This is a genomic window from Sulfobacillus thermotolerans (assembly GCF_039623705.1).
In the GTDB taxonomy this organism is placed as follows: Bacteria; Bacillota; Sulfobacillia; order Sulfobacillales; family Sulfobacillaceae; genus Sulfobacillus; species Sulfobacillus thermotolerans.
In genome coordinates, this window is record NZ_CP133983.1 from 2,958,794 (window position 1) to 2,984,228 (window position 25,435).

The following is a 25,435-nucleotide window of genomic DNA, read 5'->3' on the forward strand; positions in this document are numbered from 1 at the left end:
GTGGTATCGGGAACATCATTAGGTGTGAAGGTTATTCGTTGCGAGCTGTTGGAGAAGAGGATGCACTGGCTGCTATTTGGGCGAGTGCTTCTTGTTCGGTGCGGACACCAAGAATTTCCCGCACACGTTTGATGTGCGTATTCACCGTGCTGAGCTGGATATGAAGTTCCTTGGCGATGGCAGCCCGTGAATATCCTTGGGAACGCAGGGCAAAAATGGCCTGTTGACGAGGAGTTAGGTGCCATGTCGGGGAGACGACCTGGTCGGAGAGTGTGAGCCAGTGTACAATAACCGGCGGAGTATCCAACATAGTGACACGCAATTCTGCAATTCGGTGACCTGTGTACCGAGTGGGAACTAAGATGTTCGACGGGACGGTGCCCGTTGTCAGCAAGGTACAAGAGGCCTGGCAAAACACACTGCCATCGAGATTGGCGCCTCGTATCACGTCATAGCAGCGTCGACCCAAGACGGCTTCTTCCGAGAGGCCCGTCATTTGACTGATCGCAGGGTTCCAATGCTCAATGGCTAAATCGTTATTAACAATAAAGCAGGCTCCATTGCTCCACATGTTTGCGTGCACCTCACAGGGTAAGACTCTTTTGCATTATCTCGTAGACGAGGCTTGAAGTTGTGGCTGAAATCATTACACGGAAGTATAGTCGGATTCAACTAGTATGAAATTATTATATCACAACGGCTTTCTCTCTGTCTAATTAATCTACTGAGAGGGGGTAAAGCCTGGGAGAGAATGGCGATGCGATATAACTCCATAACCTGATGGCCGGAAGTCATTCGAGGGGGTTTAAAGGCGAAAGCGGCACGGATATCGGTCATGTTTTGCGGGCTTGGCCTTATAATCCAGACAACAAGCTCGGCAACAAAAAACACCGCGCGAGCTTCGCGCGGTGAGCAAAGGATGGTCATGGGAGTCGCATTGTCGTGTCAAGGGCTCAACCATTCCCGCACCACCTGTTGCAATAACGAATCGGTCGCGGATTTGGTTCCTAGTTGATCCCACAATTGCAATTGGCATTCGCGTTGCACTTGCAGCCGGCAAGGGAGGCACCAATAGACCGTAGGGCGTGATTCTTGTCCGGCTTTGGTCCATTCCGGCTCATTAATCCATTGGCCACAGTTGGCACAACGACGACGCGTCATGGTTAATCCCTCCTTATCTCGTGATTACTTACTAGTATGAGAGGGGGATAATTGCGCATCAACGATTCCGCTAATGGCAGAAAAATCATAATTCCCAGGTTATTATTTTTATCGGTCGTTCAGTATGGTTCCTGATCCGATGGAACGAATGGGCGCGCGGCCGACATCGAGTTGGCTTAAGACCGGAAGAGGCGTAAGGGGAAGCGCGCGTGATAGCGCTAATCCGGCGGCTCCAATAGCGACCATGTCTGGGTCGGCGGCAAATATCTCTACGTTTTTGTTGACGCCAATGGCCCGTTTGCGCAGAACGGAGGTGATTTCGGGTAGAATCCATCGCGACGCGCGGGCGATGGTGCCGCCGACGATAATGTAGCGAGGATTTAAGGCGTTGAGGATATTGGCAATGCCGATGCCCAAGTAGTGGCCCACTTGTCTGAAGGCCTCCTGAAAGCGTGGATCGTCGGGGGCGTTAATCAGGGCAGAATCCATAAAAGAGGGCGCAAACGGGTCTCCATCAGGAACGCCCTCTTCTTTTAAATAGCGCGCTAAAGCGCGTTCGGACGCGTATAACTCCCAGCACCCGTAGCTGCCGCACGCGCAAAGCAAGCCCATCGCGTCGATGGTAGTGTGTCCCCATTCACCAGCAATACCATGGTGCCCGCGAACCAATTGCCCCCCTAAAATGAGACCGGCGCCAACACCGATTCCCGCATTGATAAAGACGAGGCTCTCCACAGGGCGACGCAAAAACTCTGCCCAGGCTCCGTGCATTAATGGGAACACGTCGTATAGGGATAGGTTTTGCGGCTTTACTTGCGGCCAGTACGGTCGGGTTAGCAGGTTGTGGTTCACAAAGCGCGCAGGCGCCAGCGACCGTCAACAATTCCCCAAAACAGCTTCAAATTTTTAGCTGGTGGACAGGTGTGGCCAGTAGTAAGGCGTTGGCGGCCCTTAACGCTCAGTTCAACAAAGAATATCCCCAGATCAAAGTGATTAACGAAGCGGTGGCAGGAGGAGCTGGATCGAACGCCAAGGCCGTGCTTGCGAGCCGCATGGAGGCCAACAATCCTCCGGGTACATTTCAAGTCCATGCCGGACATGGATCGTTATATTCTTGGGTTCAAGCGGGCGATATGGCCCCATTAAATTCCTTGTACAAGCAAGAAGGTTGGTATCATGATTATCCCGCATCATTGTTGAACTTACTGACCTTCAATGGCAAAATCTATGCGGTGCCGGTCGATATGCAACGAGGCAACGTACTATGGTACAATCCTGCCATTTTTCAAAAATATAACTTAACCCCGCCGACAACATTTACGCAATTCTTTAACGATGCCCAGGTTCTCGAGGCACATCATATTACGCCGTTGGCGTTAGCGAATCATGGGGACTGGGAAGCCACGCTTTTGTGGAGTGATGTTTTATTAGGCACAGTGGGACCTCAGGAATATGATGCGTTATTAAGCGGGAAAGCCTCGTGGAGTAGTCCTGGGGTAACCACGGCGACCCAAACCTTTGTGAAGATGCTGCAGTATACCAACAGTGACTACACCGCATTGCATTGGCAGCAGGCCGATCAATTAGTTGCTCAGGGATCAGCCGCGATGAATGTCATGGGGGATTGGGCGCAAGGCTACTTTACGACGGACTTACATCTAACGCCTGGCAAAGGATTTGGCTGGGCACCTACACCAGGAACTGCTGGCACATTTGCCGTGGTGTCTGACGTCTTCGGACTGCCATCGCATTTAAAGAACAAGACAGCGACGTTAGATTACCTCAAAGTTTTGGGATCCAAGACCGGGCAAGATATCTTCAACCCCTTAAAAGGGACCTTTTCGCCGCGACTTGATGCGAATCCGGCAGACTATGACGCCTATTCGCGTGCTGCGATGCAATCGTACAAGAAGGACAAACTGGTATTAGTCATCGGTCAGGGGGCTGTCAATCCTGGCTTTACGACTGCGGTCAACAATGCGATGGATATCCTCCTGAGCAATCACAATGTTTCGCAGTTCGTGACCGCGTTGGAAAACGCTGCCCAGTCCAATCCATTATCATAAGGCGCTTGGGTCGTCCGTGCGTGCACGGACGACCGGTATTGCTTGCGGGCAGTACCTGAAGAAATCAAGGAAGCAGCCCGCATTGATGGAGCGGGTTCGTGGCGTTTGTTCTGGTCCGTCATTTATCCGCAGTTGGCCAGTTCAACGGTCACCGCTGTCATCATTCTGACGGCGGCGTCGTTGAAAGTGTTTGGGCTGGTCTATGCCATGACAGGACCGGGTCAAGATTTTAGTACGGATATGCCGACCTTAAACATGTTTGATACGACGTTCCAAGGGAGTCAGTTTGCCCAAGGCGCAGCCATTGCCACTATCTTGTTTTTACTGATGGCGGCCTTTAGTGTCCCCTATCTAATCTCGGTGTTGCGGCGCGAAAATCGAGAGGAGGAGATGTGATGGCACTAAGACGTCTGAATCGGTCTATCCTTTATCTCGTGCTTACCGTGTTTGCCATTCTCTATCTCATGCCGGTCTATCTCGTTGTGACGACTAGCTTAAAAGCGGGTGCAGCTCTGCATTTGTCGCAGATGTGGGATCTACCGACGCACTGGAGTACATCAAGTTTAGTTTCTGCATGGCAAAAATTAGGCCCAAACTTCCTTAATAGTGTCTATCTTGCTGTGCCCGCGACCGTGATTTCGTCGCTCATTGGAGCGGTGAACGGATATTCTTTGGCGAAGTGGAAATTTCGCGGCGCCAATGTGGTGTTTTTCATTATTCTTATGGGGATGTTCATTCCCTATCAGGCCGTGCTCATTCCGGTATTGCGGGTTTTAGATGCGATTGGATTATACGGCACGATTCCCGGTCTTATTCTGGTGAACGTGGTCTATGGAATTCCCATTACGACTCTTATTTTTCGAAACTTCTATGCAGCGATTCCGGCCGAAATGATTGAAGCCGCCCAAATTGACGGCGCCGGATATTGGGGTATTTTCCGCCGTATTATCCTGCCATTATCCGCTGCAGGGTTTGTGGTGGCCGGTATTTGGCAATTTACGCAAATCTGGAACAACTTCTTATTTGCGGTCGCGATCACCGTACCTCCGCACCAACCGGTGACGGTTGCGGTGGTGAATATTGCCGGAAGCCAAACCATTCAGTGGAATGTCCAGATGGCTAGTGCGCTGATGGCATCCATTCCGACCTTGGTCGTGTATATCTTTTTGGGCAAGTATTTTGTTCGGGGTCTTTTAGCCGGGTCCGTGAAGGGTTAGATGCTGCGATACAGTGCATGATGATAGGCGAGTTATGGGGATCAAAGAGGATAGGGGCGTGCGCCCCTATCCTCTTTGATCTGCTGACTTTCGGCGACGATCAGACGCTAAGATCAAACTGTGGAATACTAAGAATGCAAAGGATACCTCGTTGAAGGAGGAAGGTGATGGCGCCAGCAAGCCCAGAGTGGAGGGATTTTGATGCGGTGGTGTGTGCATGGGAACGGCTGTGGGCCGAATATAAGGTGGGTCGATGGTCGGGGTTCAAAGAATCAACAGAGGTGGGTCACCATCCCTTTTGGGCCTATAACTGGAGTTTTGGTGCATTGTTGTCGGCCTGTGGTAAACTTACGTGGTTGCCAGATGGCCGAACATTGGTTGAAGAGGTCGAAGGGGACCTTCTTGCTTCGGTGCGGACCTATGAGTCTGGGGATGGCCTTATGGACAGTATTCCTCATCAATCTGACGAGTTTCCGGGTGGCATCTACTTCGACGATAATGCCTGGATTGGTTTAGCTGCCCTTGACTTATATGAAGGATTACGGCATAAGCCGTGGCTTGAGATAGCGCAAGGTCTCTATCAAGGCATTGTGTCCCGCGGCCTTGATGTGGGCAGTGGAGGGATATTGTGGCGTCAAATCCCCCCTCGGACAGTTCATGTGTGTTCGACTGGCCCCACCTTATTGTTAGGACTGCGTTTATGGCGGCTGGCTCAGGGTGACGGTCGAGGAATTGATCCGAAAATGTTGGCCATGGAGCAGTGGGTTCGTTCCATGCAGCGCGCGGATGGGTTGTTTAACGATCATGTAGATTTGGTTTCAGGGCGAGCGGCAACTGCTTTCGATGTGTCTGCATTCGTTCAGCCATTTATGCTTGCGATAGAAGAATCGTGGGACGCATTTCTCCATACGCGGGAATGTTTGAGCCTAGCGTGTCTTCGTGACGAACCGATCACGCGTTTATTACGTGACAAGGCTGCCGCTTTAGAAACGCTCGTGCTACTGCATCACTACGCATACGCTTGACAAATACAGGAAACCGGAATACATTGTGAATGAAATCACAAAAGGAGTGGGTGATGACGATGGCAGCCAAGAAATCCGTTACGTATGGAGTATTGTGGACGGGACGCCAATGGGGGGACCCTGTGGTGTTTTATCGCGTGCAGACGAATGAAAGCTTTCGGGTGCTGCAACAATATTTAATGAGTCATACAGAATGGGAGAGCCGTTTTCATTGGAGCCCGAGGCGGTGGCGGCACTATCAGCAGGAGTTAACGCGTCAAGGCATTCCCTGGATGGTCTATGAAGAAACGCGTACGGGATGGCGCGTGAGCACGAAGACACCTGCGCCACCATGGCTAGGGGAACACAAAACGGTCAGTCTCCAGTCTCTAAAGGTCTCATGACAAGGCACCCCGGCAAGCAGGTCAAAGAGGTGGCGGGTGGCTCTTCGCAATCCTCAGAGATTTGAACAGAAGTCCTCATTGGGAGGATGGGTTGGCTTCTGTTCAGGTCTGTGGGGATTTCCACCGCATCAGGTGATCTGGTGTGTAAGCACGAGAAGACCATATTATTCCGCCGCGTGTGCGTGGGGGTCTTTCCGTTCCGTCAATGTGCCATTTTTGTCGTCAGACGTTTCTCTGTGTTACTTTTTGCCTACCGTGCAACAAGATACCCCCGCGTCGATACTAGGTTACAAAGTTTCTGTCCGCTTTGTCTTGACGGGCAGTCCTACGCTTAAGATGCCGCTTAGTGCACTGGCCATTGTGAGGGCGACAAACAGCACAACTAGGGTGTGAGTGGCCTCAAAGGCTTGGGCGAGAACAACCGAAGAGGCTATAGTGCCCACATAGCGCAATAAGCTATAGAGCCCCGAAGCGGTGCCAGACTGATGCGCGGGAGCGAGTTCCAAGAACATTTGTTGGAGAACGACATTGGTTACGGCGAAGCTTAGACCCAAAAGCACTAAGGAGAGGCCAATCCAGATTAAGGAGGCCCAAGACTGGCTCCACAGTATAAGACTTGCAGCAACCAGCAGAATGCTTGATAGGAGAATAGGCGATCGACGGCTTTGGGAACGCGCCAAATATCCACCGAGGGGAGAAGCTACCGCTAGCGTGGCGGCAAAAAGTAAAAGCATGAAACCACTCATACTCACGGATAAATGCCTATCGGTTTCTAAAAAAATGGGAATCCCATACAACGCGAGATACATAACCAGGTTGGTTAATAGGGTAATCAGGGCAGCCAAGGTAAATGCGCGGCGCAGAAACCACCGAACGGGGATTGTGGGATAGTCATGACGCTTTTCGGCCACGATTAACACCACGAGAATCATTAGTCCACCTAAGCTCGCCACCACACTTGCCTTATTTGTTGCTTGCAGAAACGCGAGCATGAGCAACACAAAGAGAACGCTTCCGAGAACGTCTTCGTGGGGTTTGACCGACGATGATGGCCGGGTTGTGTGAGGAATACTGATGGCCAGTAAGAGACCTGTGGCGATCGCGATGGGGATATTGAGCCAAAAAATTGCTTGCCATCCGAAGTGCGCGATGAGCAGCCCTCCTACGGGGGGACCGACTGCCAAAGCGATGCCGGCTGCCATTCCAATCCATCCTAAGATTGTGGGCAGGCGTTTCGTTTGCCATTGGCGTACTAATCCAATGGCATTGGGATAGACCATGGATGTTCCGATCGCTTGCACTACGCGCCATCCGACAAAAACCCACAATTGATGCGAGAGCGGGGCCAAGATCGCCGTAATCAGCACGAGCGTCAACCCCCAATAAAAGAAACGACGATAACCAAACCGATCGCCCAAGCGCCCCATAATCGGTTGCGCCACAGCGCTTCCCAAATAGTATCCTGACACGATCCAAGTAATGCCTTCCGAACTGCTGTGAAAGGCCCGCAGGAGAATGGTTAAACCGACGGAGATGGTTGCGGAATTTAACGGATTTAAGACCACGGCCATTAAGATGGAAGGAGTAAATCCCCACCGTACAGGTCTCGCTGTTTCACGACTGCTATCCATCTGGGCCTCCTTGCACAGCTCTTAGTGTACCAAACACGGTGAAAAATTTCTTCAACAGCAATATGCATATATGAAAACCTATTAATATTCACAGATAATAACTTTATGGTATAATAAAGTTGGGAAAGGAGGCCAGTGGCTGTGGATGCTATGTATGCGTTTAAGGCCGAACTATATAAAACCTTGGGCCATCCTATCAGATTGCGGATTTTAGATCTCTTGCGAGATGGGGAGCGAAGTGTGTCTGAGCTGCAACAGGCTTTGAACATTGAGCCGTCGTCCGTTTCTCAGCAGTTGGCAGTACTACGTTCGCATCATCTGGTCGAATCGCGCAAAAGCGGCACGAATGTGTTTTACAGTGTTCCAGACGTGTTGATCTTTGAGTTGTTGGACATCGCGCGTTCGATATTTCAACATCAAGTCGACAGCATGAATTCGGTATTACGTTCTCAACCCTAGAGGATGGCACTGGCCGTGTGGTCTCGACCGAACGAATGGAGAATGTCAGGTTATGTTAGTAATGGGGCTTTTACTGAGTGGACTCATGATAATGGTTCTTGCCTGGTATGAACAAGGGGCCCGAATCGCGTACATCGCCTGGAGTGTCGCCTTAGTTGTCGTGGCCCTTTTGGGGCTGTGCGATCCGACGTTATCGTGGCTTCAGGGGTCTCAATGGGCCCTAACCCCTTTGCGATCGTGGTTTCTTTTCCTATTAGGGGTGGTAGCGTTGGCCGCTTCTATTTACACCTTAGGTTACCGTTTGCATCATCCATTATGGAGCGCCTTTTGGACTCCGTTATTTTTGGTCAGCATGGTCGGGGTGTTAACAGCCCAAAATCTTTGGGGGTTCATGACGGCATGGGAAATCATGGCGTTGTCCTCTTTTTTCTTAGTCATATCGCACCCTGAACGACCCGGTGTCGTCAAGGCCGGATACGTTTATTTGGTCATGTCGCAAGTGAGCGCCATGCTCATTGTTTTAGGATTGTTGCTGATGGCCTATCAGGTACAGTCGGGTGAGTTTGCAATGTGGGCGATAAAAGCCCATGAACTCTCTGGGCCTGAAAAAAATGTGATCTTTGGCCTCTTAACCGCAGGATTCGCCATCAAAAGCGGTGTGGCTCCTTTTCATATATGGCTTCCGCGGGCGCATCCGGCAGCGCCGGCACCGGTATCAAGTTTAATGTCGGGCGTCATGATTAAAGTGGCCGTTTTTGGCATTATACAGTTTGCCATTATGGATTTGGGCCCCGCGAACGGCGCTTGGCCTATGGTCTTATTCGTCATTGGGGCTCTTTCAAGCCTCCTCGGGGTGTTATATGCCCTAATGGAAAGAGAGTTCAAGAAATTTTTAGCCTACAGCAGCATGGAAAACATGGGGATTATTTTTATGGCTCTAGGCATCATGGCGGCGGGACTCGACTGGCATCGCCCGAGTTTAGAGGTGATTGGCGGCGTGGGTGCCCTGCTTCATGCATTGAATCATGCCTTGTTTAAGAGTCAGTTGTTTTTGATAGCGGGTGGGGTAGAGCAGCACACAGGCCGTTTGACTATGGACCAATTAGGGGGCTTGATTCACACCTTGCCCGGCATTGGGCTGTCTTTCGTGATGGGAGCCATGGCAATCAGCGGCTTGCCGCCGTTCAATGGTTTTGTCAGCGAATGGCTCGTGTTGCGGGGGATGTTGTTGATGACCTTGCAATCTCCTGTGCTTGTTCGCGTGACAGCGTTGACTTTGGCCTTAATATTGGGGTTGATCGCAGCTCTGGCGGGCATGGCCTTTGTGAAGGCGGTGGGCGTTATGTTTCTTGGACAGGCGCGCCAGCCATTACCTTATACATCTCTTCCACGAACCATGGGGGCGCCTGTTCTTGTGCTGGGCGTCATTTCATTGTTGTTAGGCATCTTTCCCGGACCTGTCATTGCATTCATCGCTCGACGTCTCTTGGCAACGCGGGCTAGCTCGGGCGCCCTATTGGTACCGGTTCACGTCATAGTGGTTGCGAGTATGCTCCTTCTGGGGATTGGTATCGCAGCGATTACCTCACGCGTTTGGGATGCACCGGAAGTGCCGCGCTGGGGAGGGGGGCGCCAAACGAATCCGGCTATGCAATTTTCTGCGGCCTCTTTTACCAAGGCGATTCGAACCACTTTTGCGGTGATTTACCGGCCCCATCGCCATCTCGCCCGGTTGGGGCCCTATCGTGAGGATTTTCCTGAACGCATTGTCTATCAAGGGGGAACAACGCCAACGTGGGAACGGTATCTATATCGACCTGTGTCTCAAGCTATTTGGCGCATCGCCCAATATAGTACCCGGGTACAAGCGGGGCCTGTCCGACTGTACTTGACGTATTTGCTGGTGACTATCGGGGTCCTGTTGCTGACGCTGCGCTAAGGAAGGGGACAAATCATGGAGTGGTGGGGACAAGCAATCAGCATGGTCGCATCGATCGCCCTAGCGCCGTTGTTGGTAGGCCTCAGTCAGACGACGAAGGCGCGAATTCAAGGGCGCATGGGCCCGTCTGTGTTCCAAGCGTACCGCATTTTGTGGAAGACTTGGCATAAAGAAACGACCGTACCCCAAGACAGTTCCTGGATATTTCGTTTGGCTCCGAGCGTTAATGTGGCTACTATGCTCGTCATCGTTACTATGCTGCCGTGGACGGGAAAATTGCCATCTTCCTGGCCGCATAATGCGCTTGTTCTATTCTTTTTGCTGGCAGTGGAACGATTTTGGAGCGCCTTGGCCGGCATGGATAGTGCGGGAGCCTTTGGCGGGTTGGGAGCTAGCCGGGTGTCAACGGTGGGAAGTGGCATTGAGCCTGCCCTGTTAGCGGCATTTGGCGTGCTCTGGGTCGTGAGCGGTCATACGGCCATCGCGCCGTTAGCCCCTTGGCTACGACACCAAGCCTTAGGTATTCTGCCTTGGATATTGGCCGCATCGAGCTATGTGCTGGTATTGCTAGCTGAAACAGGACGCTTGCCGGTGGATAATCCCGATACCCATTTAGAGCTAACGATGATGCACGAAGCGACCGTATTGGAATATAATGGGCGATTTCTTGCGGAGCAGCAAATGGCTGGTGCGCTCAAATTCACCGCCCTTATCGGATTAGGATGGATTTATTTAGGCCCGGTGATGTCCTCTGTGTGGGCGAACCTTTTCATGCGTGTTGGGGAATTAGCCGTTACGAGTATGGCGTTAGGATGGGCAGAGAGCCGTTTTGTGAAATTACGGTATTTTCAATTGCCAACGTATTTTGCCATGGCGACCGGGGTGGGACTATTGGCATTTTATCTTGTGGCGTCGGGGAGCGTGAGCTAAGGTGGCAACCGCGGGGCTATTGGTCTTTTTGGCGGCGGGTGGTTTGTTGTGGTCTCGCAATATTGCTCGTGGGATTTGGTTTTTGGTTTTCGAGGGAGGAGCACTTGGGGTCATGGTTTGGACATCCGGCCCATTGACCCTAGCGGTCGCGGTGATTGGGGCGGTCACTATGATAGTGAAGGCAGGTCTGATTCCTTATGTCATGCATCGCGTGATGCATAGGTGGCCCCAAGAATTTCGCCAAGATTCTTCTTTGCCTCTTTGGGCCTATGGCATGGCGGCCCTGTTGGTATTAGCGGTTACGCATGCGATGCATCTATTAGCGTCGTTTTGGCTATCGCTGAACGTCATTGCGTGGTCGCCAAATCTCGCTGTGTCGTGGTTGGCGATTGAATTTTCCACCTTAGCGTCGGGGGCTTTAATCGTACTGGGCAATACGCCGCAAGCGCTGGAAGCAGCATGGAAGTATATTGTTATTGCATCGGTCGGCTTAGCCTTGGGACTCATGGGGATTATTTTCATCTATGGAAGTTTGAGATCGCAAGGACTGGGCTGGCAGACGCTGTCATATGTCAATTTATGGCGGCATCATGCCCATATCGCAGGGATAATACGGGCGGTTGCGACGTTGTTGGTTGTGGGGGGGATCGGCACCAAGGTCGGCTTAGTGCCCTTTCACACGTGGTTGCCGGATGCTCACTCAGAAGCCCCATCGCCGGTCAGTGGATTGCTGTCGGGCGTGCTTCTAGGGCTCTGCCTTATCACTCTTGTACGTTTTATTCAGGCGGTTCCCGTACCCTCAGAAAGTGTGTTGTCAGGTCCCCATCTGCTTTTGGGCTTTGGCATGGCCTCAGTGGCCATGGGGGCACTTGCGCTGTTTGTCCAGCACGACATCAAACGCTTGTTGGCGTATTCAAGCATTGAACAAATGGGCATTATGGCGATTGGATTTGGCTTGGGCACGCCGCTTGCCGAGACGGCAGCGCTGTGGCAATACGCGTTTCATGCCGTGATTAAGTCCACGCTATTTTTCACCAGTGGCCATTTAACGGAGCGGTATCATTCCAAGAACCTTGGTCATATCACGGATCTTGCGCGTCAGCATCCAAAAATGGCCGGGCTTTGGGCGGTGGGTATCTTGGCCTTAGCAGGCCTGCCGCCCTTAGGGCTGGCGTATAGTGAATGGATGATACTTTGGGCCTTGTGGCAATCCCACGCACTTTGGGCCTTAGGGACGATGAGTACCGCGCTTGTCTTGACTTTTACGGCATTGCTGTACCATCTGTTGAAAGGGCTGTGGGGAGGCTTGGAATCATGGCCACAACTTGGAGTGGTGGCCAGAGCATCGGGCTTGGGCTTTGATGCCCGTTTGCTGACTCCTGGATATGGCGATTTAGACTGGACCCCTGCGTGCGAATCCCGAGGTGATGTCGCAGCGCGGTTTCGGGTCAGACTTCATGAAGTTGAGGAATCGTGGCGTATTCTCGAACAGGTAGCGCGTAATCTCATAGGCGCCCCGGATCCAGAGTCGTCTGGGGTGGGGGCCATATTGCCTGACTTAAGTGGCGATATCACGACGTATACCGAGTCTCCCCATGGGTTGAATGCCCATGTGATCTCCTTAGACCATGGGCGTGTGCGCCGTTATCATGTGCGCTCAGGCACTTTTCGCAATTGGCCGCTTATGGTCAAGGCGGTGTCAGGCGGCGCGGTGGGTGACTTTCCCTTGATCAACAAGAGTTTCGAGTTGTGTTATAGCTGTACAGATCGATAGATAGCTGGAAGGAGTAAAGGCATATGGGCCACCATTCACATTCACGGTCGTTGCAATGCCGCCATGTTGATGCGGGGAGCTGCAATGGTTGCGAGCAAGAACTAAACGCTTTGACGGGGTCCTTTTACGATATGCAGCATGTGGGACTGGACATCGTCGCCTCTCCACGCCACGCCGATGCCTTGATTGTAACAGGGCCCGTCTCTGATACGATGATGACGCCGCTCAGAGCAGTATGGGCCGCGTTGCCGCGTCCCAAACGGTTGGTGGCATTGGGCGATTGTGCTGCAGGCTACGGGGTGTTTCAAGGAGCCTATGCGACGCGGGGGGGAGTCGAAGGCAGCATGCGTCCACCCGATGTTGTCATTCGGGGATGCCCGCCAACCCCCGCCGAGATTCTGCAAGGGCTTACGGCTGTTATGGATACATTATTGGAACCGTCTTCATTCATTGATAGTCAGCCCTCGGCCGACTTGGTCGAGGCGCGCCGGATTCCGCCGCTTGAGCAACCACGCGGTGACCAAACCCCAGCCGATGTAGGCGAACGTGAGATATAAAAACAAATTAAGGGGCCACGGGGGGATAGGCACAATGGTGGAGACTAATGGAATAGCCATCACCAGGGCGCCCAGCAGTGAGGGCACGATTCCCACTAGCCAGGACATGTGATAGTGCTCGGGTTGCTTGAACCACATAGTCACCCACGCTAGGTTGACTAAAATGTAAAGAGTGAGACCCAGCACGTCTGCTGCGGCGACTAAATCGCTGAAGCCTTGGGGATAGGGCTTGACAGACACGGCCATGATGGTCAGCAAAAACCCTGAAAAAAGAGCTAAACCGGCCATAGCATGAAAGGGCGTGCCAAAACGGTGATGAACTGTGGCAAACCAGCGGGGAATCACGCCGTCCCGCCCCATGGTATAGATGACGCGTGCGCTGGCTGTTGCACTCGCCAAGGCAATGCCCAGTGCCGATGCCATCCCGGCCAGTTCGACGGCCAGCGCCATCCACGGCCCCACATAGCGCGTGGCTAGGACACTTAAAGGCAAGGTAGCGGTGGCCAATGCGTGACCATGGCCGACACCGTAGCCGATAGCAATGGCATAAGCCACCAGGATATAAAGAAAGCCGCCTACGATGATTGTGGCAAATATGGCTAAGGGGATGGTACGAAAGCGTTGCTGGGTTTCCTCGGCCACGGTGGCGGACGCTTCAAAGCCTGCAAAAGCCCCAACGCCATAGAGCATGCCGAAGATAATACCTACCCAGTGGGTTCGGGCGCGGAACGGGGAGAAGACAGCCCAGGTATTGCCGTTGGCGCCTCCTTGCCCAATAATGGCGGCAGCCAATGCCACAATGATACTAGTTTCGAGAATGACCAACACGAGATCCACGCGCGAGGACATGCGAACACCTCGCATAACCAAGAGCGTGATAGCTAAAAGCGCCGCCACCGTGAAGAGAAACCAGGACAGGTGAATGCCCCAAATCTGCATGGCAAATGCCTGTGAAAAGTAGCCAAACACCAACAAGTTGGAAGGCAAGGAGAGTCCATATGCTAAAAACAGCATCCAGCCGGATACAAATCCCATGACTTTATTGAATGCTAAACTATTAAAGGTATAGGCCGCTCCGGCGGATGCGAAGCGTTTCACAAAGTGCAAAATGGAGGCGGCGGTGAGAAACGAGGCGATCATGGCGAATACAAATGCTAAGGGAACGGCTGTTCCAGTAAATTGTGCCATAGCCTGGGGCAAGAACAAGACGCTTGCGGCCGGTGCCATGTTCCCAAAGGATATGGCAAACGCTCCCCAAAAATTTAGCGTACCTGCTCTAAGAGTCTGTCTTGATTCGGCGTTCCCCATCCATGCACCTCGCGTTTCGTTTTGGGAACTCCCTCGATCCGTAAACAGATTAGTGGGTGAATAACACAAGGAAACTGCCCATGCTCAAGGATAAAAAGATTAAGGCAATGAAAACGGCAAAGAGTTTTTGCCACATGGGCATGGGCTGCGGTGCTCTTTCTTCGTGTTTTTGACGTCTAGGTGAACGCATGGCATGCTAATCTCCTTCGTCAACTCTGTATCCTAACCATAGCACAAAATAAGAAAAGCGGCAGCGGTTTCGGGGGGCCATGCCGTGTGTTGGTATCACGAGCCTAAGAATTTTGACACGGATGACCCCCACCAGTATCCTAAAGGAGAGGTGTCTTCAAGCACTAAGTTTAGGAGGGAATATCGACGGCTAAGTTATTGGTTGTGATTGGAAGTACCCGACCCGGGCGCGTCGCATTGCCTGTTGGGCAATGGATTGCCCAGCGGGCTGAAGCCATGGGGGGATGGGATGTCGCTATCGCGGACTTAGCAGAAATCAATCTGCCGTTTATGGATGAGCCCAAACACCCCCGTTTTCATCAATATGTCCATGATCATACGAAAAAATGGAGTGCGCAGGTCGAATCGGCTGATGCGGTGGTCTTCGTGACCCCGGAATATAACTATGGATTTAGCGCTCCCCTAAAAAACGCGATCGACTATCTTTTTAGCGAGTGGCACTATAAGCCCGTGGGATTTGTCAGTTATGGGGGCGTTTCAGGTGGGGTGCGAGCGGTTCAGATGCTGAAACAAGTCGTCACGACCTTGAAAATGGTGCCGGTTACTGAAGCCGTAAATATCCCATTCATTCAGCAGTATTTTGATGACCACCACCAGTTTCATCCCAGTGAAGCCACAGAACAAGCGGCCCAGGATATGCTCCAAGAGTTGCGTCGCTGGAGTCATTCTCTGCAGTCTATGAGGAGCACGCACCATCACGTGACCCCCTAAAAAATAAACGCGGGCATGCTGTTCGCAACGATCGGCCTATGACCTATGGGCCGTTTGTCCTTTATCTGCGTCCTGATGCCCTATTGTGATTCTCTCGTCCCTATCGTACGATGACCTGAGACAGCACCAGTAGGGCGCGTGAAACAATGGTGCCTCTTGGGACACGACTGCGGGGAAGCGGAGGAATGACGAAATGGCTGAAATTGCGATCTCGACGCTCAGTCGATGCCGACAAGATGCGGCGCGGGCGGCAATGCGCTTTTCATTAGAAGCAGAAACGCACTTTCGAGCGCGGCGATATAAGAGTGCAGCTTTTTGGGCTGTGGCCTCATTAGAGGAATCGGGGCGAGCCATACTCTGCCAAGAATGGGTAGCAAGCAGCCATCCTGGCTGCTTAATGACCGCTGTGCCTCAAAAGGCATGGAATGCGGTGCGTTTTGCCGATGCCGATGATGGTCATCAAATTCGCCTCCGCGCCGCGCAAGCAGGAACGGCGATCATGATGAATGCCTTTTTGTTGCACACCCAAGACCAAGAACCCGCGTCTGTCCGGGATTTCCACCAACAACGTGTGCGCGATATTCTGCGGCGCTATCCGGTCGTCAAAGCGTGGGTGCGGGATTGGATTTCCGCATTCATCGGTGGAAGTTTCCAGAGCTCGTTGCCACTGGGACCCAAATATCCTTTACAGCAACCTCACGATGTCTTAAGCGTTTGTTTTATCTTGGTGACAGCCCTATGGGCTTCGTCGTGCATCGTCGTGGAGATCGATACGGCGTATGCGGTCGGGTGGTCGGCGGCGTGGTATGGCGTTTCTATCTTCACCTTATCGGTTTTGGTAGCTCTTTTACTGCCTTTTTTTCAATCCCGAAGCTATATCTCTAATAGCGGTTTGTTAGGTGCCGTCTATGGACCGGCTGTGCGTCGCCTTTCGGGATTAATTATTGGCATTACGTTTCCGATTTTTGCGATGTCTAATGCGGTGTTTTCTGCCGTTTTCTTTCATGTGCTATGGGCATGGCCCATGGCATGGAGTCTTGCGATCACCACAGCCGTCTTAATCGCGAGTATTCAGTTTGCGGGAATGAGGTCTTTAGCAGCCACTCAAGGATCAAATTTAGTCTTGATGATGGGCTCTTTGGTGATGATCGCGTGGATTATGCATCAACAACCTCTGACCCATCCGGTTCCTATTCTGTTGGCGAACCGATTGATGGGGTGGGAAAGTGTAGGACTTCCCACCATTCTGGTATGGTTTGGGATGAACTGGCTCAATGTTTTTGCGGCGCAGGCCGAATTTCAAATGTTAGCAGCCTCTCGTTATCCTGGCAAGGCTCGGATGATTGTAGGGTGTTCTTCGGCCGTCCTTCTCGGCGTTGTTGGGATTTCCACTTGGATAGGCCTGCGCCTGCGCATGTTGGCGCCCAGGCCTGGACCCGGAGCTCTTGTTCACCTGGCGGTCTTGTTGACGCGCCACGCACAGCCGTGGCAGATGCTGGTCATTGGGTTAGGCATTTGGGCGATGGCGCTTAGTTGGTGCAGTCCGCTGCTGTTTTCCGGGGCCATTAGCTTGGGCGCCGATGTCATGCCCCGGAAGGCTAGTATGATGGCGACCAAGTGGGCGCTTGGGGTGGAGGGGGCCTTGATGATTGCTTACGCTTTATGGAGACCCGGGGAGATGGCGTGGTGGAGAGTTTTTGGGCTTACCCTGCGTAATGCGGGTGTGGTCGGCCCGACGGTAGGCTTGCTTTTATGGGGGGACGACATGCCGAGTACGGTGATAACGTGGGCCATGGTGAGCGCAGTGGGGGTTGGCTTTGTGTTGAACGCCCTCACTGGATTCTCACCGGTGCATTTCGTTGATGGGGTGAATCCGATGTGGGCTGCTCAAACTGTCTCATTTTTAATACTGGCGGCGGGACGGTGGAGCGCAATCAGGCAGCTTAGATACGGTATCGCGTGGTTAGCCGGGGCGTTACTGATGATGGTGGACGTGGCCTGCAGTGCGTGGAGTGCGGGGGCTTTGCGCGGCATTTTGCTTTTAGGCATCAGTGCGGCATTGGTGGGGTTGACGTGGCATCTGACGGCAGAGCACGCGCCCGGCGATGGGGTGAGCCTCGAGGCGGGCGATTTCTAGTGGGGCTGCTCCTTCGGCGCATAGGACGATGAGGCTCGACTCATACTAGGGCCATCATGGTAATAAGGAGGGGTCAAATGAAAGTCAAAGACATTATGACGCATAAGGTGTCGACGGTCGCGCCGAGCGATTCGATCGAGCATGCGGCAAAAATCATGAAGCAATTGCATTGCGGCAGCACGCCCGGGTGTGGGCAGGTGCTTCGCGTCCGTTGTTCTATCCCCTTATCAAGGCCGCCGCCATTCATGGCGGCCATGGTCTCGGATTGTTGACGGATATTCCCAAGCAGAGGTTACCGGAAGACCGGGCATGGACGGAGTTGGCCGCTCTTGCTCATCAAGACGTTGGGCCCATGCATTTGATTTCGACGGGGCCCTTAACAAATTTAGCGCTTCTCTTCTTAGCCCATCCCGATCTCGCCACGCGCTGGACGAGCATTACCTGTATGTTTGGAGCTCTACCCGGGACGCACGTTGACCGCTTTGAAGAATTCAATGTGTATTTAGATCCCCACGCAGCAGATGTGGTGTTACGTTATGGGGAAAATGTGCAATTAATTGGCATCAATGTGGCGCACCGCGCGTTACTGCCCCTAAAAGATGTCCAGCGTTTTCGCCAATATGGACGAATTGGTCAATTGCTGTTCGAATTAATGACGTTCTATGGGACGAAATCTCAGGGGGAAGGCGGTGATCCGGAGGCCTTTCCGATTGATGATGTCTTAACAATTGCGGCGGTGGATGCGCCTGACTTGTTTCAATGGGTGGAATTGCCACTGGCCGTGGTGCGCGAAGGTCCCTTGCGGGGCACGGTGGTGGTGGCGCAAGGGCCTGCGGATCGCCCTCTTTGCAAAATTGCGTCTTCTATTGATGTCGACGCCTTTTTAAACTGGTTGTGGCAGAGTTTCGCATAACAGAATACTCCATTTCCTATGATCGCCTATGGGCGCGGAATAGAGTAGAATAACCGCATCTAAGGGTATCAGGGATGGAGCGTTGGGCGATGTGGCCATACTACCGCAAGAAGCGGGGCGCGCAAGTCGAGCCATTGCAAGAAGAGGACGTGGATGTGCGGCACAATCAAGCCGTCAATGTCTGGAATGGGCTGCTTAAAGCCGTCGAGTTACGCCTCGTAAACCCCTATTTGGGCATTAATATGGTGCGTTTGGGCGCCCCTAATTTATTTTTAGGGGTCATGATTGCTGTGCCATATCTTGCGCAAGCGTTGGCTGCAGCGATCGGGACGGGTTGGCTACTGCGTGCGCGTCGTCCCAAGCGCTTTACGGCTCAATTATTTCTTGCGGCACGGTTGGGATTTTTGCTTTTAGCGGCCGTGGACTTCTGGGGCAATAAACCCCACGCGGCGCTGTGGTTTTTGTTGGCCGTCATCGTGCTGAATCTGCCAGGCGCTTTAGCGGTCATTGGCTGGCAAACGCTGCTCGGCCAGGTCCTACCGCCCTCGGGGCGTGCGCAAGCGGTGATGTGGCGGCAATGGGGGATGAATGCCATTGGCTTGGTCACTCTCCTCGTGGGGGGGTGGGCCATAGGTACGGCTCCTGGCGTTCATGCCTATGGGGTCATGGACGTTATTGCGGCTGCTGTGGGCATTGGAGAAGTCCTAATTTATCAACGGTTTCGTGTCGGCGAGTATCCAACGCCTCAGGTCACAACATGGCACCGCGAAGCGCTGCGGTCTTTTACTTTGGTTGGATTTTTCTGTGGCCCGTTTCCCTCCGCTACCAAGTGTCGGGATTACATGCTACCAATGCGTGGATGGCAATTTGGGCGGCCACCAACGGGGCCGCGACGATGTTCGCTTTACCGGTCTGGAAACGCTTACAAAAACCGATTTCCACAGCTCGGCTGGTGCCTATTGCGGCATTGCTGCTGGTCTTGGTTCCGGTCGGTTACATATGGCATCCAAGCATGATGGGAGTCTTAGGCTTGAATATCGTTGGCGGAATAGCCGGAGCGGGGATGAATCTCCTTATGTTTGTACGCTTGTTGGACGTGGTTCCGGAGTCGACGCGGCTCATGGCGATAAGCGCGTACGGCATCTTGACAAACTTAACTGGAGGACTTGGGGCGGTCGTTGCGATTGGCGCGTTAAACTTTTGGGGGGTGCCGCTGGCAGCGGGCATTGCTGCTGCCATGCGGCTTTTGGGCGTTGCACTCTTAGTTTGGGCCAGGCTCGTTCAATGGCTTCTAAGATGGTTGCTCCGACGTCGGGAAAGCCGAGATGGTCGACCATCAGTTTGGCCGTCCAAATTTGGCCGATGGGATTGGCAAGACCCTTGCCCGCGATGTCCGGGGCCGATCCATGCACGGGTTCAAACATCGAGGGATACTGGCCTTCGGGGTTGATGTTCGCGGACGCGGCAATGCCAATGCTGCCTTGAATGGCGGCTCCCAAATCGGTTAGTATATCGCCAAACAAATTAGATCCGACGACCACATCAAACGTCTGGGGCCGTGTTACAAAATACGCGGCCAGCGCGTCGATGTGGTAGAGCACTTGTTTTACATCGGGATATTCTTCTCCGACTTCCTGAAATACTTCATCCCAAAACGGCATGGAAAAGTTAATCCCATTGGATTTGGTAGCAGAGGTAAGGGACTGGCGAGAGGCACGGGCTAGGTTAAACGCATAGCGGATAACGCGTTCGGTGCCGAAACGGGTAAACACGCTATTTTGCACCACCACTTCTTGTGGCGTACCAACGCGAAGGCGTCCGCCACTGTTGGAATATTCGCCTTCTGTATTTTCCCGAATGACGACAAAATCAATGTCGCCGGGATGATACCCGCACAAAGGGCTTGTAATCCCGCGTAAGAGTTTGATGGGCCGCAAGTTGATATATTGGTCAAATCCGCGCCGAATCGGCAATAACAGACCCCATAGTGACACGTGGTCGGGAACGGGCGGAAAGCCGACGGCTCCTAAGAAGATCGCGTCAAAGGGCTTCAGTAAATCGAGGCCATTATCCGGCATCATATGCCCATGGCGTTGATAATAGGCGCAACTCCAGTCAAAGACGTGGGAACGTACGGCGAATGCGTTGGATAACTGCCCAGCTAACTCCAAAACCCGCCAAGCTGCCGGAACGGTTTCTTGTCCAACTCCGTCCCCGGGGATGACAGCAATATTGAATGTTTTCATGCAGTCGTTGACTCCTTTGGCATGGGAATAGACACGTTATAATGCATAATACAGGGAATCCTCACAATAGCATAGTTTGTGAATTGACTTGCCAATTAGAGGGTAAACGAGTAGTTTTTGTATCGAGAATCATGGGCGTTGTCTTAAGGCCTCTCGGACTGGTTCTGGTTGGCCTTTGCATATCACGCGTTAATTCCGTGACTCTGTGGAGGTGCAACAAGGCCATAAGCATGGACGGCAAACATCAAAGGAGGAGGGCCCTGATATGCAAATTGCGAATGTTTTCTATGGTGGGGAAGAGCGGATTGCGGTATACCACGCCGAGTCATGGATGATCGTGCCGAAGACGTGGCACGGGTTAACCATGAGCACCACCGACGATTTTCTTTTGCATCAATCGACGTCATCATTTTCTGTGCCGGACTTGCTAGAGGCAGCGGTTCCGGTAAAGTCTGGTGAATGGACGTGGCGGCCTGCACTGACGCGCCCCGAAAAAATTTTTTGCATTGGACTCAATTATAAGCAACATGCGTTAGAAAGTGGTATGCCTCTGCCTACTTCTCCGGTGGTGTTTAGTAAATTTTCGAATACTCTTGCGGCGCATGAGGAAGGGGTTCCCATTCCGGAAGCCTCATCGCAAGTGGATTATGAAGCGGAATTGGCGATGGTTATTGGCCGTGTGACACACAATGTGTCGGTTGACGAAGCGCTGCAAAGCGTTTGGGGCTATACGATTGCCAATGATATCTCTGCCCGTGACTTGCAAACGAAAACAAGCCAATGGTTGCTAGGCAAGTCATGCGATAAGTTTTTGCCGTTAGGACCTGTAGTCACTTCGGCTGATGCTATTCCCGATCCCAATCACTTGGCTATTGATCTTTGGCTTAATGGCGAAAACCGCCAGCATTCGAATACCCGCGATATGATTTTTTCGTGTGCGGAAATTGTGTCATACTTGTCGAAAGTATGGACGCTGAAGCCTGGGGATGTCATTTGTACGGGCACGCCCCAAGGCGTCATCTTAGGTCGGCCGGAAGGACAAAGAGACTGGCTGAAGGCGGGCGATGTGGTTCGGTTGCGGATTGAGGGTCTTGGCGAACAACTGTCACACTTTGTTTAAGCGAGCTGCCACCACACTTGTCGCGGAAGACGCGTGAGAAAGGAGGGGATTGTCATGCCCCAAGCAGCCATATTTGTCACTTGTCTGGTGGACCTCTTTAAACCGCAAACAGGCTATGCAGCGGCCGAAGTCATGGAGCGCCATGGGTGGGAGGTTGAAGTGCCTTTATCGCAGACGTGTTGCGGACAGTTTGCGTATAATGCAGGTCATTTTGCCGAAGCCATCAAACTGGCTCAACATTTTATTGAGGTCTTTGAGAGCGCTAATGCGGCCACCATTGTGGGCTTATCGGCTTCATGTACCGCTATGGTAGCGCATGAATACCCGGAACTTTTCCAGCGTGAAGGAGCCAATATGGGACTAGCGCCCGAAGAGGTCGCCCAATGGGTGCAGCGTGCTACGGTGATGGCGGAACGACTCATGGAATTTGGAGAGTGGGTGCATGGGCAAGAGGCTCTGGCGTTACCGGCGGTCAAGCCAGAAAAGGTGGCGGTGCATCATGGGTGTCATATGCGCCGTGTGTTAAAAGCCATGCAACCGACCGATGAGGCGTTGCGGGCCTATGGAGCGGAATTGGTCGAGTATCCTGATGAGACCCAGTGTTGTGGTTTTGGTGGTACCTACAGCATGATTGAACCCACGATATCGACCCAACTTGCTGATGCGAAGCGGGAGGCGTTGAGCCAAGCGCAAGCCGCAGGTGCCACCAGTCTGATTAGTGGGGACTGGGGATGTCTTTTGCATTTGAGCGGGCGGATGGAATACGAAGGGGATCGTTGGCCGGTGTTGCATGTGGCGGAATGGATTAACCAGCGAGAAAAAATGTCAGCACAGAAAAAAGGAGAGTGATGGCATGGAACGATTGCCGCATGATCCCAGACCATGGCCAGCAAGACGTGACGAAGCCTTGCATGATCCGGTTTTACAAGCCACATTAAGGCGCGTAACGCACCGTTTGAACACCGCGCGCATCAAAGCCTACCAAAATTACCCGGCCGGCGCAGAGGCGAGGGAGCGTGCTAAACACCGCAAGCGTCAAGCGATTCGCGAGTGGGAGCCATTATTGGTCCAAGCCGAACAGCAAATTACCGCACACGGTGGGCAAGTGTTTCGTGCCGCCACGCCCGGTGACGTAGGAGCCTACATCAAAAAAGTGGCGCAAGAGCACGGCGTGCAACGCATTATTAAGTCGAAGTCGATGGCCACGGAGGAAGTGCAACTCAACGCCCAATTGGAAGCCGCTGGATTTGCAGTAAGGGAGACAGACTTGGGCGAGTATATTATTCAACTAGCGCATGAAAAACCGTCCCACATTTTGGCCCCGGCGGCTCATAAAAATCGCCAACAAATTCAGGCTCTTTTTCGTGAGACCGTTGCGGATGCACACGATGTTGTCTCTGATGACATTCCCGGTCTGACGCAGTTTGCACGGCAGAAGTTACGCCAAGACTTTTTGTCGGCAGATATGGGCATTACCGGGGGAAATTTTCTGGTCGCGGAAACAGGCACGGTAGTGGTCATTACCAATGAAGGCAATGCCGATATGGTGACAACCCTGCCTCGTATTTTAATTTCGATTGTCGGGTTGGAAAAAATTGTCCAAGACTGGGATGCTCTTATCGATATTATTCAACAACCCGCGTTAAGTGGCGTGGGCCAACGGCTTTCTTCGTATACGACAATGATTTCTGGTCCCCGCGGTCCAGAGAGTTGGGAGGGGCCTGATGAATGGCATGTTGTTTTGCTGGATAATGGCCGTCAGGCCATTCATGATGGCCCATACCAAGATGTTTTAGCATGTATCCGCTGTGGTGCCTGCTTGAATGTCTGCCCGGTCTTCCAACAAGTTGGAGGGCACGGATATGGATCCGTGTATTCAGGGCCCATCGGCACCGTCATTAGTCCTCTAATCGGCGGCATGCAGACGTTCGGCGAGCTGCCACGTTATTTGTGTACCGTCTGTTATGCCTGTCAAGAAGCCTGTCCCATGGACATTCCGTTGCCGGAGCAGATTATCGGATTGCGTGCCCAAGCTGTAGCTGAAGACCGCGAGCCCGCTGCTGTTCGAACGCAATATCGGTTGTGGGGACAGGCTTGGTCGACCGTTCATGGCTATCGCCGTTCGGTGCAAGCCGCCCGCATCGCCCAGCGTCTGGCGCTTAGGCACGTAGGATTGGCAGCGGGTTGGCTGAAAACCCGTAAGATGCCCCCTGTGGCAGCGCGCACGTTTCTCGAAGGGTGGGCACACGAACAAAGGAGGCGGCGCCGTGCATGAGCCAGTAGATCTCTTCGCCACACAATGGCGATTATTAGGCGGCGAAGTCGTGCTGGCTGACGCCGCGGTGGGCTGGTCACACACGATAGAGGACGTCTTAGCCGGCGTCATTGACCCGGCTTTCCCAACAGTTGTGGGATTTGACACTGGGGATTGGCCGAAAGACGTGCCTTGGTCAGCGTTATGTGAGACAATCGGAGCACGTTTTTATGATAGACACGATCTAGACGTTCTCAGCCGTCAAGAGGCTTTGCAGGATATCGTCGCTCATGCGAGCGTCGGAGTGACGGGCGCGGCATGGGCAGCGGCAGATACTGGAACCGTAGCGCTTTATGCTTCGGCCCAAACGAGTTTGTCGGCGAGCTTGTTGCCACCGACGCATGTGGTATTGCTGCCGAAACGGCGCATTTATGCAACCCTAGCCGAGGGATTGCGGGCAGTGCATGCGCAAGGAGCGGTTCCACACTTGGTGAAATTGATTAGTGGGCCGAGCATGACGGCGGACATTGAAGGACAGCTTGTAGTTGGGGTGCATGGTCCCAGACGCGTCGTCACCGTTATTGGCGATTGGTGATAGTCGTGTTGCCGGCCAGTCATTGCGGATAGAAGAGACAATCGATAGACTGAGAAAAGGGTTGGCAGGAGGCTGGTAGTCACCCAGTGGCCCATCTACGGACGGTGGAGGTATCCGAATAAGCTTCACGACTCAGATGGGGGCCGAACTGTAGCGTGGTTGAGGAGGAATTGTGTGTATATTGCTAAGCTGAATCCTTATGCCTTTCACATTGGTCCGGTGGGCGTGCATTGGTATGGGATTTTTATGGTGATGGCCATCTTAGGCGGTTCGTACTACCTAATTGAGCGGGGGAGGCAATTAGGCGAAGACCCTGATGCTCTTTCGAATATTCTGCTCTGGACAGTCTTGTGGGGGGTTGTGGGCGCTCGCGTCGTCTTTGTTCTTGCTAACGAACCCCAATGGATTTGGACCGATCCCGTGCAGATCTTGCGGATATGGGATGGGGGATTGGCCATTGACGGGGCCCTCGGGTTTGGCGTCTTAGCCTTTTGGTATCAACTCCGTCGCAAACCTCTCATATTTAATCATATTGTGGACTGGGCGGTTCCTGGTATTGATATGAGCCTACAGGAGAGATTTACGCCAATCCAGGTGCGGAACATCCTGTGGCTGTGTGGCAACACGGCATTCACCGGGTCTATGTCGAGAAGGTGTGACGCACTCCGGTAAAATTAGGGACAAATGGGCAAAGAAAATCGGGCCGATAGGTCCTACGCGAGGCTTAATTGCCTTCTTTAGAGTAGAAACAGAGGGGTTT

At 52.8% G+C, this 25,435-nt stretch carries 26 protein-coding genes; 20 read left to right on the forward strand and 6 right to left on the reverse strand.

Annotated elements, in window-relative coordinates; genetic code table 11:
* Positions 1 to 31 precede the first annotated feature (31 nt).
* The 3 genes from ORD20_RS15570 to ORD20_RS15580 all read right to left on the reverse strand — a co-directional run bounded on the left by ORD20_RS15570 (position 32) and on the right by ORD20_RS15580 (position 1,932).
* A complete protein-coding gene (locus ORD20_RS15570) occupies positions 32 to 571 on the reverse strand; it encodes a LuxR C-terminal-related transcriptional regulator (protein ID WP_103374773.1) in 540 nt (179 codons plus the stop codon).
* 374 nt (positions 572 to 945) lie between these two features.
* Positions 946 to 1,161 carry a hypothetical protein gene (locus ORD20_RS15575; RefSeq protein ID WP_103374772.1) on the reverse strand — a complete coding sequence of 72 codons (216 nt, stop codon included), beginning with the start codon at positions 1,159 to 1,161 and terminating at the stop codon, positions 946 to 948.
* 108 nt (positions 1,162 to 1,269) lie between these two features.
* Positions 1,270 to 1,932: an ROK family protein gene (locus ORD20_RS15580; protein WP_430626340.1), complete on the reverse strand. Its 663-nt coding sequence runs from the start codon at positions 1,930 to 1,932 to the stop codon at positions 1,270 to 1,272.
* A 2-nt stretch (positions 1,933 to 1,934) separates the two neighbouring features.
* On the opposite strand from ORD20_RS15580, the gene ORD20_RS15585 reads away from it, so the two are divergent.
* From ORD20_RS15585 to ORD20_RS15605, 5 genes are all read left to right on the forward strand, one after another.
* The gene (locus ORD20_RS15585; RefSeq protein WP_103374770.1) at positions 1,935 to 3,227 is read left to right on the forward strand and encodes an ABC transporter substrate-binding protein; all 1,293 of its coding nucleotides are present in this window, start codon (positions 1,935 to 1,937) and stop codon (positions 3,225 to 3,227) included.
* 42 nt (positions 3,228 to 3,269) lie between these two features.
* Entirely contained in the window at positions 3,270 to 3,623 is a 354-nt protein-coding gene (locus ORD20_RS15590) for a carbohydrate ABC transporter permease (protein WP_430626341.1), read from the forward strand.
* Complete coding sequence (locus tag ORD20_RS15595; RefSeq protein ID WP_173677069.1) at positions 3,623 to 4,444, forward strand: carbohydrate ABC transporter permease; 822 nt, start codon at positions 3,623 to 3,625, stop codon at positions 4,442 to 4,444. The genes ORD20_RS15590 and ORD20_RS15595 overlap by 1 nt, the downstream gene beginning before the upstream one ends.
* Before the next feature lie 167 nt (positions 4,445 to 4,611).
* Complete coding sequence (locus ORD20_RS15600) at positions 4,612 to 5,469, forward strand: glycoside hydrolase family 76 protein (protein ID WP_430626342.1); 858 nt, start codon at positions 4,612 to 4,614, stop codon at positions 5,467 to 5,469.
* 50 nt (positions 5,470 to 5,519) lie between these two features.
* Positions 5,520 to 5,852, forward strand: coding sequence for a hypothetical protein (locus ORD20_RS15605; RefSeq protein ID WP_430626343.1), 333 nt, complete (start codon positions 5,520 to 5,522; stop codon positions 5,850 to 5,852).
* Between the two features lie 287 nt (positions 5,853 to 6,139).
* Here the strand turns inward: ORD20_RS15605 and ORD20_RS15610 are convergent, their stop codons facing one another.
* Positions 6,140 to 7,483 (reverse strand): MFS transporter, encoded by a 1,344-nt coding sequence (locus ORD20_RS15610; RefSeq protein WP_103374766.1) that lies wholly within the window; start codon positions 7,481 to 7,483, stop codon positions 6,140 to 6,142.
* Between the two features lie 150 nt (positions 7,484 to 7,633).
* Here ORD20_RS15610 and ORD20_RS15615 point away from each other — a divergent pair, with 150 nt between their 5' ends.
* From ORD20_RS15615 to ORD20_RS15635, 5 genes are read left to right on the forward strand one after another with little or no spacing between them, the layout of a single operon-like run.
* A complete protein-coding gene (locus ORD20_RS15615; RefSeq protein WP_173677071.1) occupies positions 7,634 to 7,942 on the forward strand; it encodes an ArsR/SmtB family transcription factor in 309 nt (102 codons plus the stop codon).
* A 52-nt stretch (positions 7,943 to 7,994) separates the two neighbouring features.
* Positions 7,995 to 9,881 (forward strand): proton-conducting transporter membrane subunit, encoded by a 1,887-nt coding sequence (locus ORD20_RS15620; protein ID WP_103374764.1) that lies wholly within the window; start codon positions 7,995 to 7,997, stop codon positions 9,879 to 9,881.
* A gap of 15 nt (positions 9,882 to 9,896) precedes the next feature.
* Positions 9,897 to 10,811, forward strand: a complete 915-nt coding sequence (locus ORD20_RS15625; RefSeq protein ID WP_103374763.1) for a respiratory chain complex I subunit 1 family protein — start codon at positions 9,897 to 9,899, stop codon at positions 10,809 to 10,811.
* A gap of 1 nt (position 10,812) precedes the next feature.
* Positions 10,813 to 12,585 carry a proton-conducting transporter membrane subunit gene (locus ORD20_RS15630; protein WP_430626344.1) on the forward strand — a complete coding sequence of 591 codons (1,773 nt, stop codon included), beginning with the start codon at positions 10,813 to 10,815 and terminating at the stop codon, positions 12,583 to 12,585.
* A gap of 23 nt (positions 12,586 to 12,608) precedes the next feature.
* Positions 12,609 to 13,142 (forward strand): NADH-quinone oxidoreductase subunit B family protein, encoded by a 534-nt coding sequence (locus ORD20_RS15635; protein ID WP_103374759.1) that lies wholly within the window; start codon positions 12,609 to 12,611, stop codon positions 13,140 to 13,142.
* On the opposite strand, the gene ORD20_RS15640 is transcribed toward ORD20_RS15635, so the two are convergent.
* Positions 13,029 to 14,450: an APC family permease gene (locus ORD20_RS15640; RefSeq protein ID WP_103374758.1), complete on the reverse strand. Its 1,422-nt coding sequence runs from the start codon at positions 14,448 to 14,450 to the stop codon at positions 13,029 to 13,031. The two genes, ORD20_RS15635 and ORD20_RS15640, sit on opposite strands and share 114 nt — an antisense overlap.
* A 393-nt stretch (positions 14,451 to 14,843) precedes the next feature.
* Between ORD20_RS15640 and ORD20_RS15645 the strand changes: the two genes are divergently transcribed.
* From ORD20_RS15645 to ORD20_RS15665, 5 genes are all read left to right on the forward strand, one after another.
* Positions 14,844 to 15,410, forward strand: coding sequence for an NADPH-dependent FMN reductase (locus tag ORD20_RS15645; protein WP_242968341.1), 567 nt, complete (start codon positions 14,844 to 14,846; stop codon positions 15,408 to 15,410).
* Between the two features lie 193 nt (positions 15,411 to 15,603).
* Positions 15,604 to 17,547, forward strand: a complete 1,944-nt coding sequence (locus ORD20_RS15650; protein ID WP_430626345.1) for a hypothetical protein — start codon at positions 15,604 to 15,606, stop codon at positions 17,545 to 17,547.
* Between the two features lie 56 nt (positions 17,548 to 17,603).
* Positions 17,604 to 17,819 carry a CBS domain-containing protein gene (locus tag ORD20_RS15655; protein ID WP_430626346.1) on the forward strand — a complete coding sequence of 72 codons (216 nt, stop codon included), beginning with the start codon at positions 17,604 to 17,606 and terminating at the stop codon, positions 17,817 to 17,819.
* Positions 17,717 to 18,460, forward strand: coding sequence for a nucleoside hydrolase (locus tag ORD20_RS15660; protein WP_430626347.1), 744 nt, complete (start codon positions 17,717 to 17,719; stop codon positions 18,458 to 18,460). The genes ORD20_RS15655 and ORD20_RS15660 overlap by 103 nt, the downstream gene beginning before the upstream one ends.
* A gap of 89 nt (positions 18,461 to 18,549) precedes the next feature.
* Positions 18,550 to 19,476 carry a hypothetical protein gene (locus tag ORD20_RS15665; protein ID WP_430626348.1) on the forward strand — a complete coding sequence of 309 codons (927 nt, stop codon included), beginning with the start codon at positions 18,550 to 18,552 and terminating at the stop codon, positions 19,474 to 19,476.
* 102 nt (positions 19,477 to 19,578) lie between these two features.
* Here the strand turns inward: ORD20_RS15665 and ORD20_RS15670 are convergent, their stop codons facing one another.
* Complete coding sequence (locus ORD20_RS15670) at positions 19,579 to 20,706, reverse strand: tartrate dehydrogenase (protein WP_430626349.1); 1,128 nt, start codon at positions 20,704 to 20,706, stop codon at positions 19,579 to 19,581.
* A gap of 265 nt (positions 20,707 to 20,971) precedes the next feature.
* On the opposite strand from ORD20_RS15670, the gene ORD20_RS15675 reads away from it, so the two are divergent.
* The 5 genes from ORD20_RS15675 to ORD20_RS15695 all read left to right on the forward strand — a co-directional run bounded on the left by ORD20_RS15675 (position 20,972) and on the right by ORD20_RS15695 (position 25,347).
* The gene (locus tag ORD20_RS15675; RefSeq protein WP_103374750.1) at positions 20,972 to 21,826 is read left to right on the forward strand and encodes a fumarylacetoacetate hydrolase family protein; all 855 of its coding nucleotides are present in this window, start codon (positions 20,972 to 20,974) and stop codon (positions 21,824 to 21,826) included.
* A gap of 54 nt (positions 21,827 to 21,880) precedes the next feature.
* Complete coding sequence (locus ORD20_RS15680; protein ID WP_103374749.1) at positions 21,881 to 22,675, forward strand: (Fe-S)-binding protein; 795 nt, start codon at positions 21,881 to 21,883, stop codon at positions 22,673 to 22,675.
* 4 nt (positions 22,676 to 22,679) lie between these two features.
* Entirely contained in the window at positions 22,680 to 24,101 is a 1,422-nt protein-coding gene (locus tag ORD20_RS15685; RefSeq protein WP_103374748.1) for a lactate utilization protein B, read from the forward strand.
* Positions 24,094 to 24,675: a LutC/YkgG family protein gene (locus tag ORD20_RS15690; protein WP_158246195.1), complete on the forward strand. Its 582-nt coding sequence runs from the start codon at positions 24,094 to 24,096 to the stop codon at positions 24,673 to 24,675. The genes ORD20_RS15685 and ORD20_RS15690 overlap by 8 nt, the downstream gene beginning before the upstream one ends.
* A gap of 174 nt (positions 24,676 to 24,849) precedes the next feature.
* Positions 24,850 to 25,347, forward strand: a complete 498-nt coding sequence (locus tag ORD20_RS15695; protein ID WP_430626350.1) for a prolipoprotein diacylglyceryl transferase family protein — start codon at positions 24,850 to 24,852, stop codon at positions 25,345 to 25,347.
* The last annotated feature ends 88 nt before the right edge of the window (positions 25,348 to 25,435 follow it).

Bases quoted from the DNA above. Each gene is read 5' to 3' on its own strand.
- ORD20_RS15625 (WP_103374763.1), top strand. From the start codon at position 9,897: ATGGAGTGGTGGGGACAAGCAATCAGCATGGTCGCATCGATCGCCCTA.
- ORD20_RS15650 (WP_430626345.1), top strand. From the start codon at position 15,604: ATGGCTGAAATTGCGATCTCGACGCTCAGTCGATGCCGACAAGATGCG.
- ORD20_RS15620 (WP_103374764.1), top strand. From the start codon at position 7,995: ATGTTAGTAATGGGGCTTTTACTGAGTGGACTCATGATAATGGTTCTT.
- ORD20_RS15610 (WP_103374766.1), bottom strand. From the start codon at position 7,483: ATGGATAGCAGTCGTGAAACAGCGAGACCTGTACGGTGGGGATTTACT.
- ORD20_RS15670 (WP_430626349.1), bottom strand. From the start codon at position 20,706: ATGAAAACATTCAATATTGCTGTCATCCCCGGGGACGGAGTTGGACAA.
- ORD20_RS15685 (WP_103374748.1), top strand. From the start codon at position 22,680: ATGGAACGATTGCCGCATGATCCCAGACCATGGCCAGCAAGACGTGAC.
- ORD20_RS15570 (WP_103374773.1), bottom strand. From the start codon at position 571: ATGTGGAGCAATGGAGCCTGCTTTATTGTTAATAACGATTTAGCCATT.
- ORD20_RS15600 (WP_430626342.1), top strand. From the start codon at position 4,612: ATGGCGCCAGCAAGCCCAGAGTGGAGGGATTTTGATGCGGTGGTGTGT.
- ORD20_RS15640 (WP_103374758.1), bottom strand. From the start codon at position 14,450: ATGGGGAACGCCGAATCAAGACAGACTCTTAGAGCAGGTACGCTAAAT.
- ORD20_RS15665 (WP_430626348.1), top strand. From the start codon at position 18,550: ATGTGGCCATACTACCGCAAGAAGCGGGGCGCGCAAGTCGAGCCATTG.
- ORD20_RS15575 (WP_103374772.1), bottom strand. From the start codon at position 1,161: ATGACGCGTCGTCGTTGTGCCAACTGTGGCCAATGGATTAATGAGCCG.
- ORD20_RS15655 (WP_430626346.1), top strand. From the start codon at position 17,604: ATGGTAATAAGGAGGGGTCAAATGAAAGTCAAAGACATTATGACGCAT.
- ORD20_RS15580 (WP_430626340.1), bottom strand. From the start codon at position 1,932: ATGCACGGAGCCTGGGCAGAGTTTTTGCGTCGCCCTGTGGAGAGCCTC.
- ORD20_RS15615 (WP_173677071.1), top strand. From the start codon at position 7,634: ATGTATGCGTTTAAGGCCGAACTATATAAAACCTTGGGCCATCCTATC.
- ORD20_RS15585 (WP_103374770.1), top strand. From the start codon at position 1,935: ATGGGAACACGTCGTATAGGGATAGGTTTTGCGGCTTTACTTGCGGCC.
- ORD20_RS15595 (WP_173677069.1), top strand. From the start codon at position 3,623: ATGGCACTAAGACGTCTGAATCGGTCTATCCTTTATCTCGTGCTTACC.
- ORD20_RS15675 (WP_103374750.1), top strand. From the start codon at position 20,972: ATGCAAATTGCGAATGTTTTCTATGGTGGGGAAGAGCGGATTGCGGTA.
- ORD20_RS15680 (WP_103374749.1), top strand. From the start codon at position 21,881: ATGCCCCAAGCAGCCATATTTGTCACTTGTCTGGTGGACCTCTTTAAA.
- ORD20_RS15635 (WP_103374759.1), top strand. From the start codon at position 12,609: ATGGGCCACCATTCACATTCACGGTCGTTGCAATGCCGCCATGTTGAT.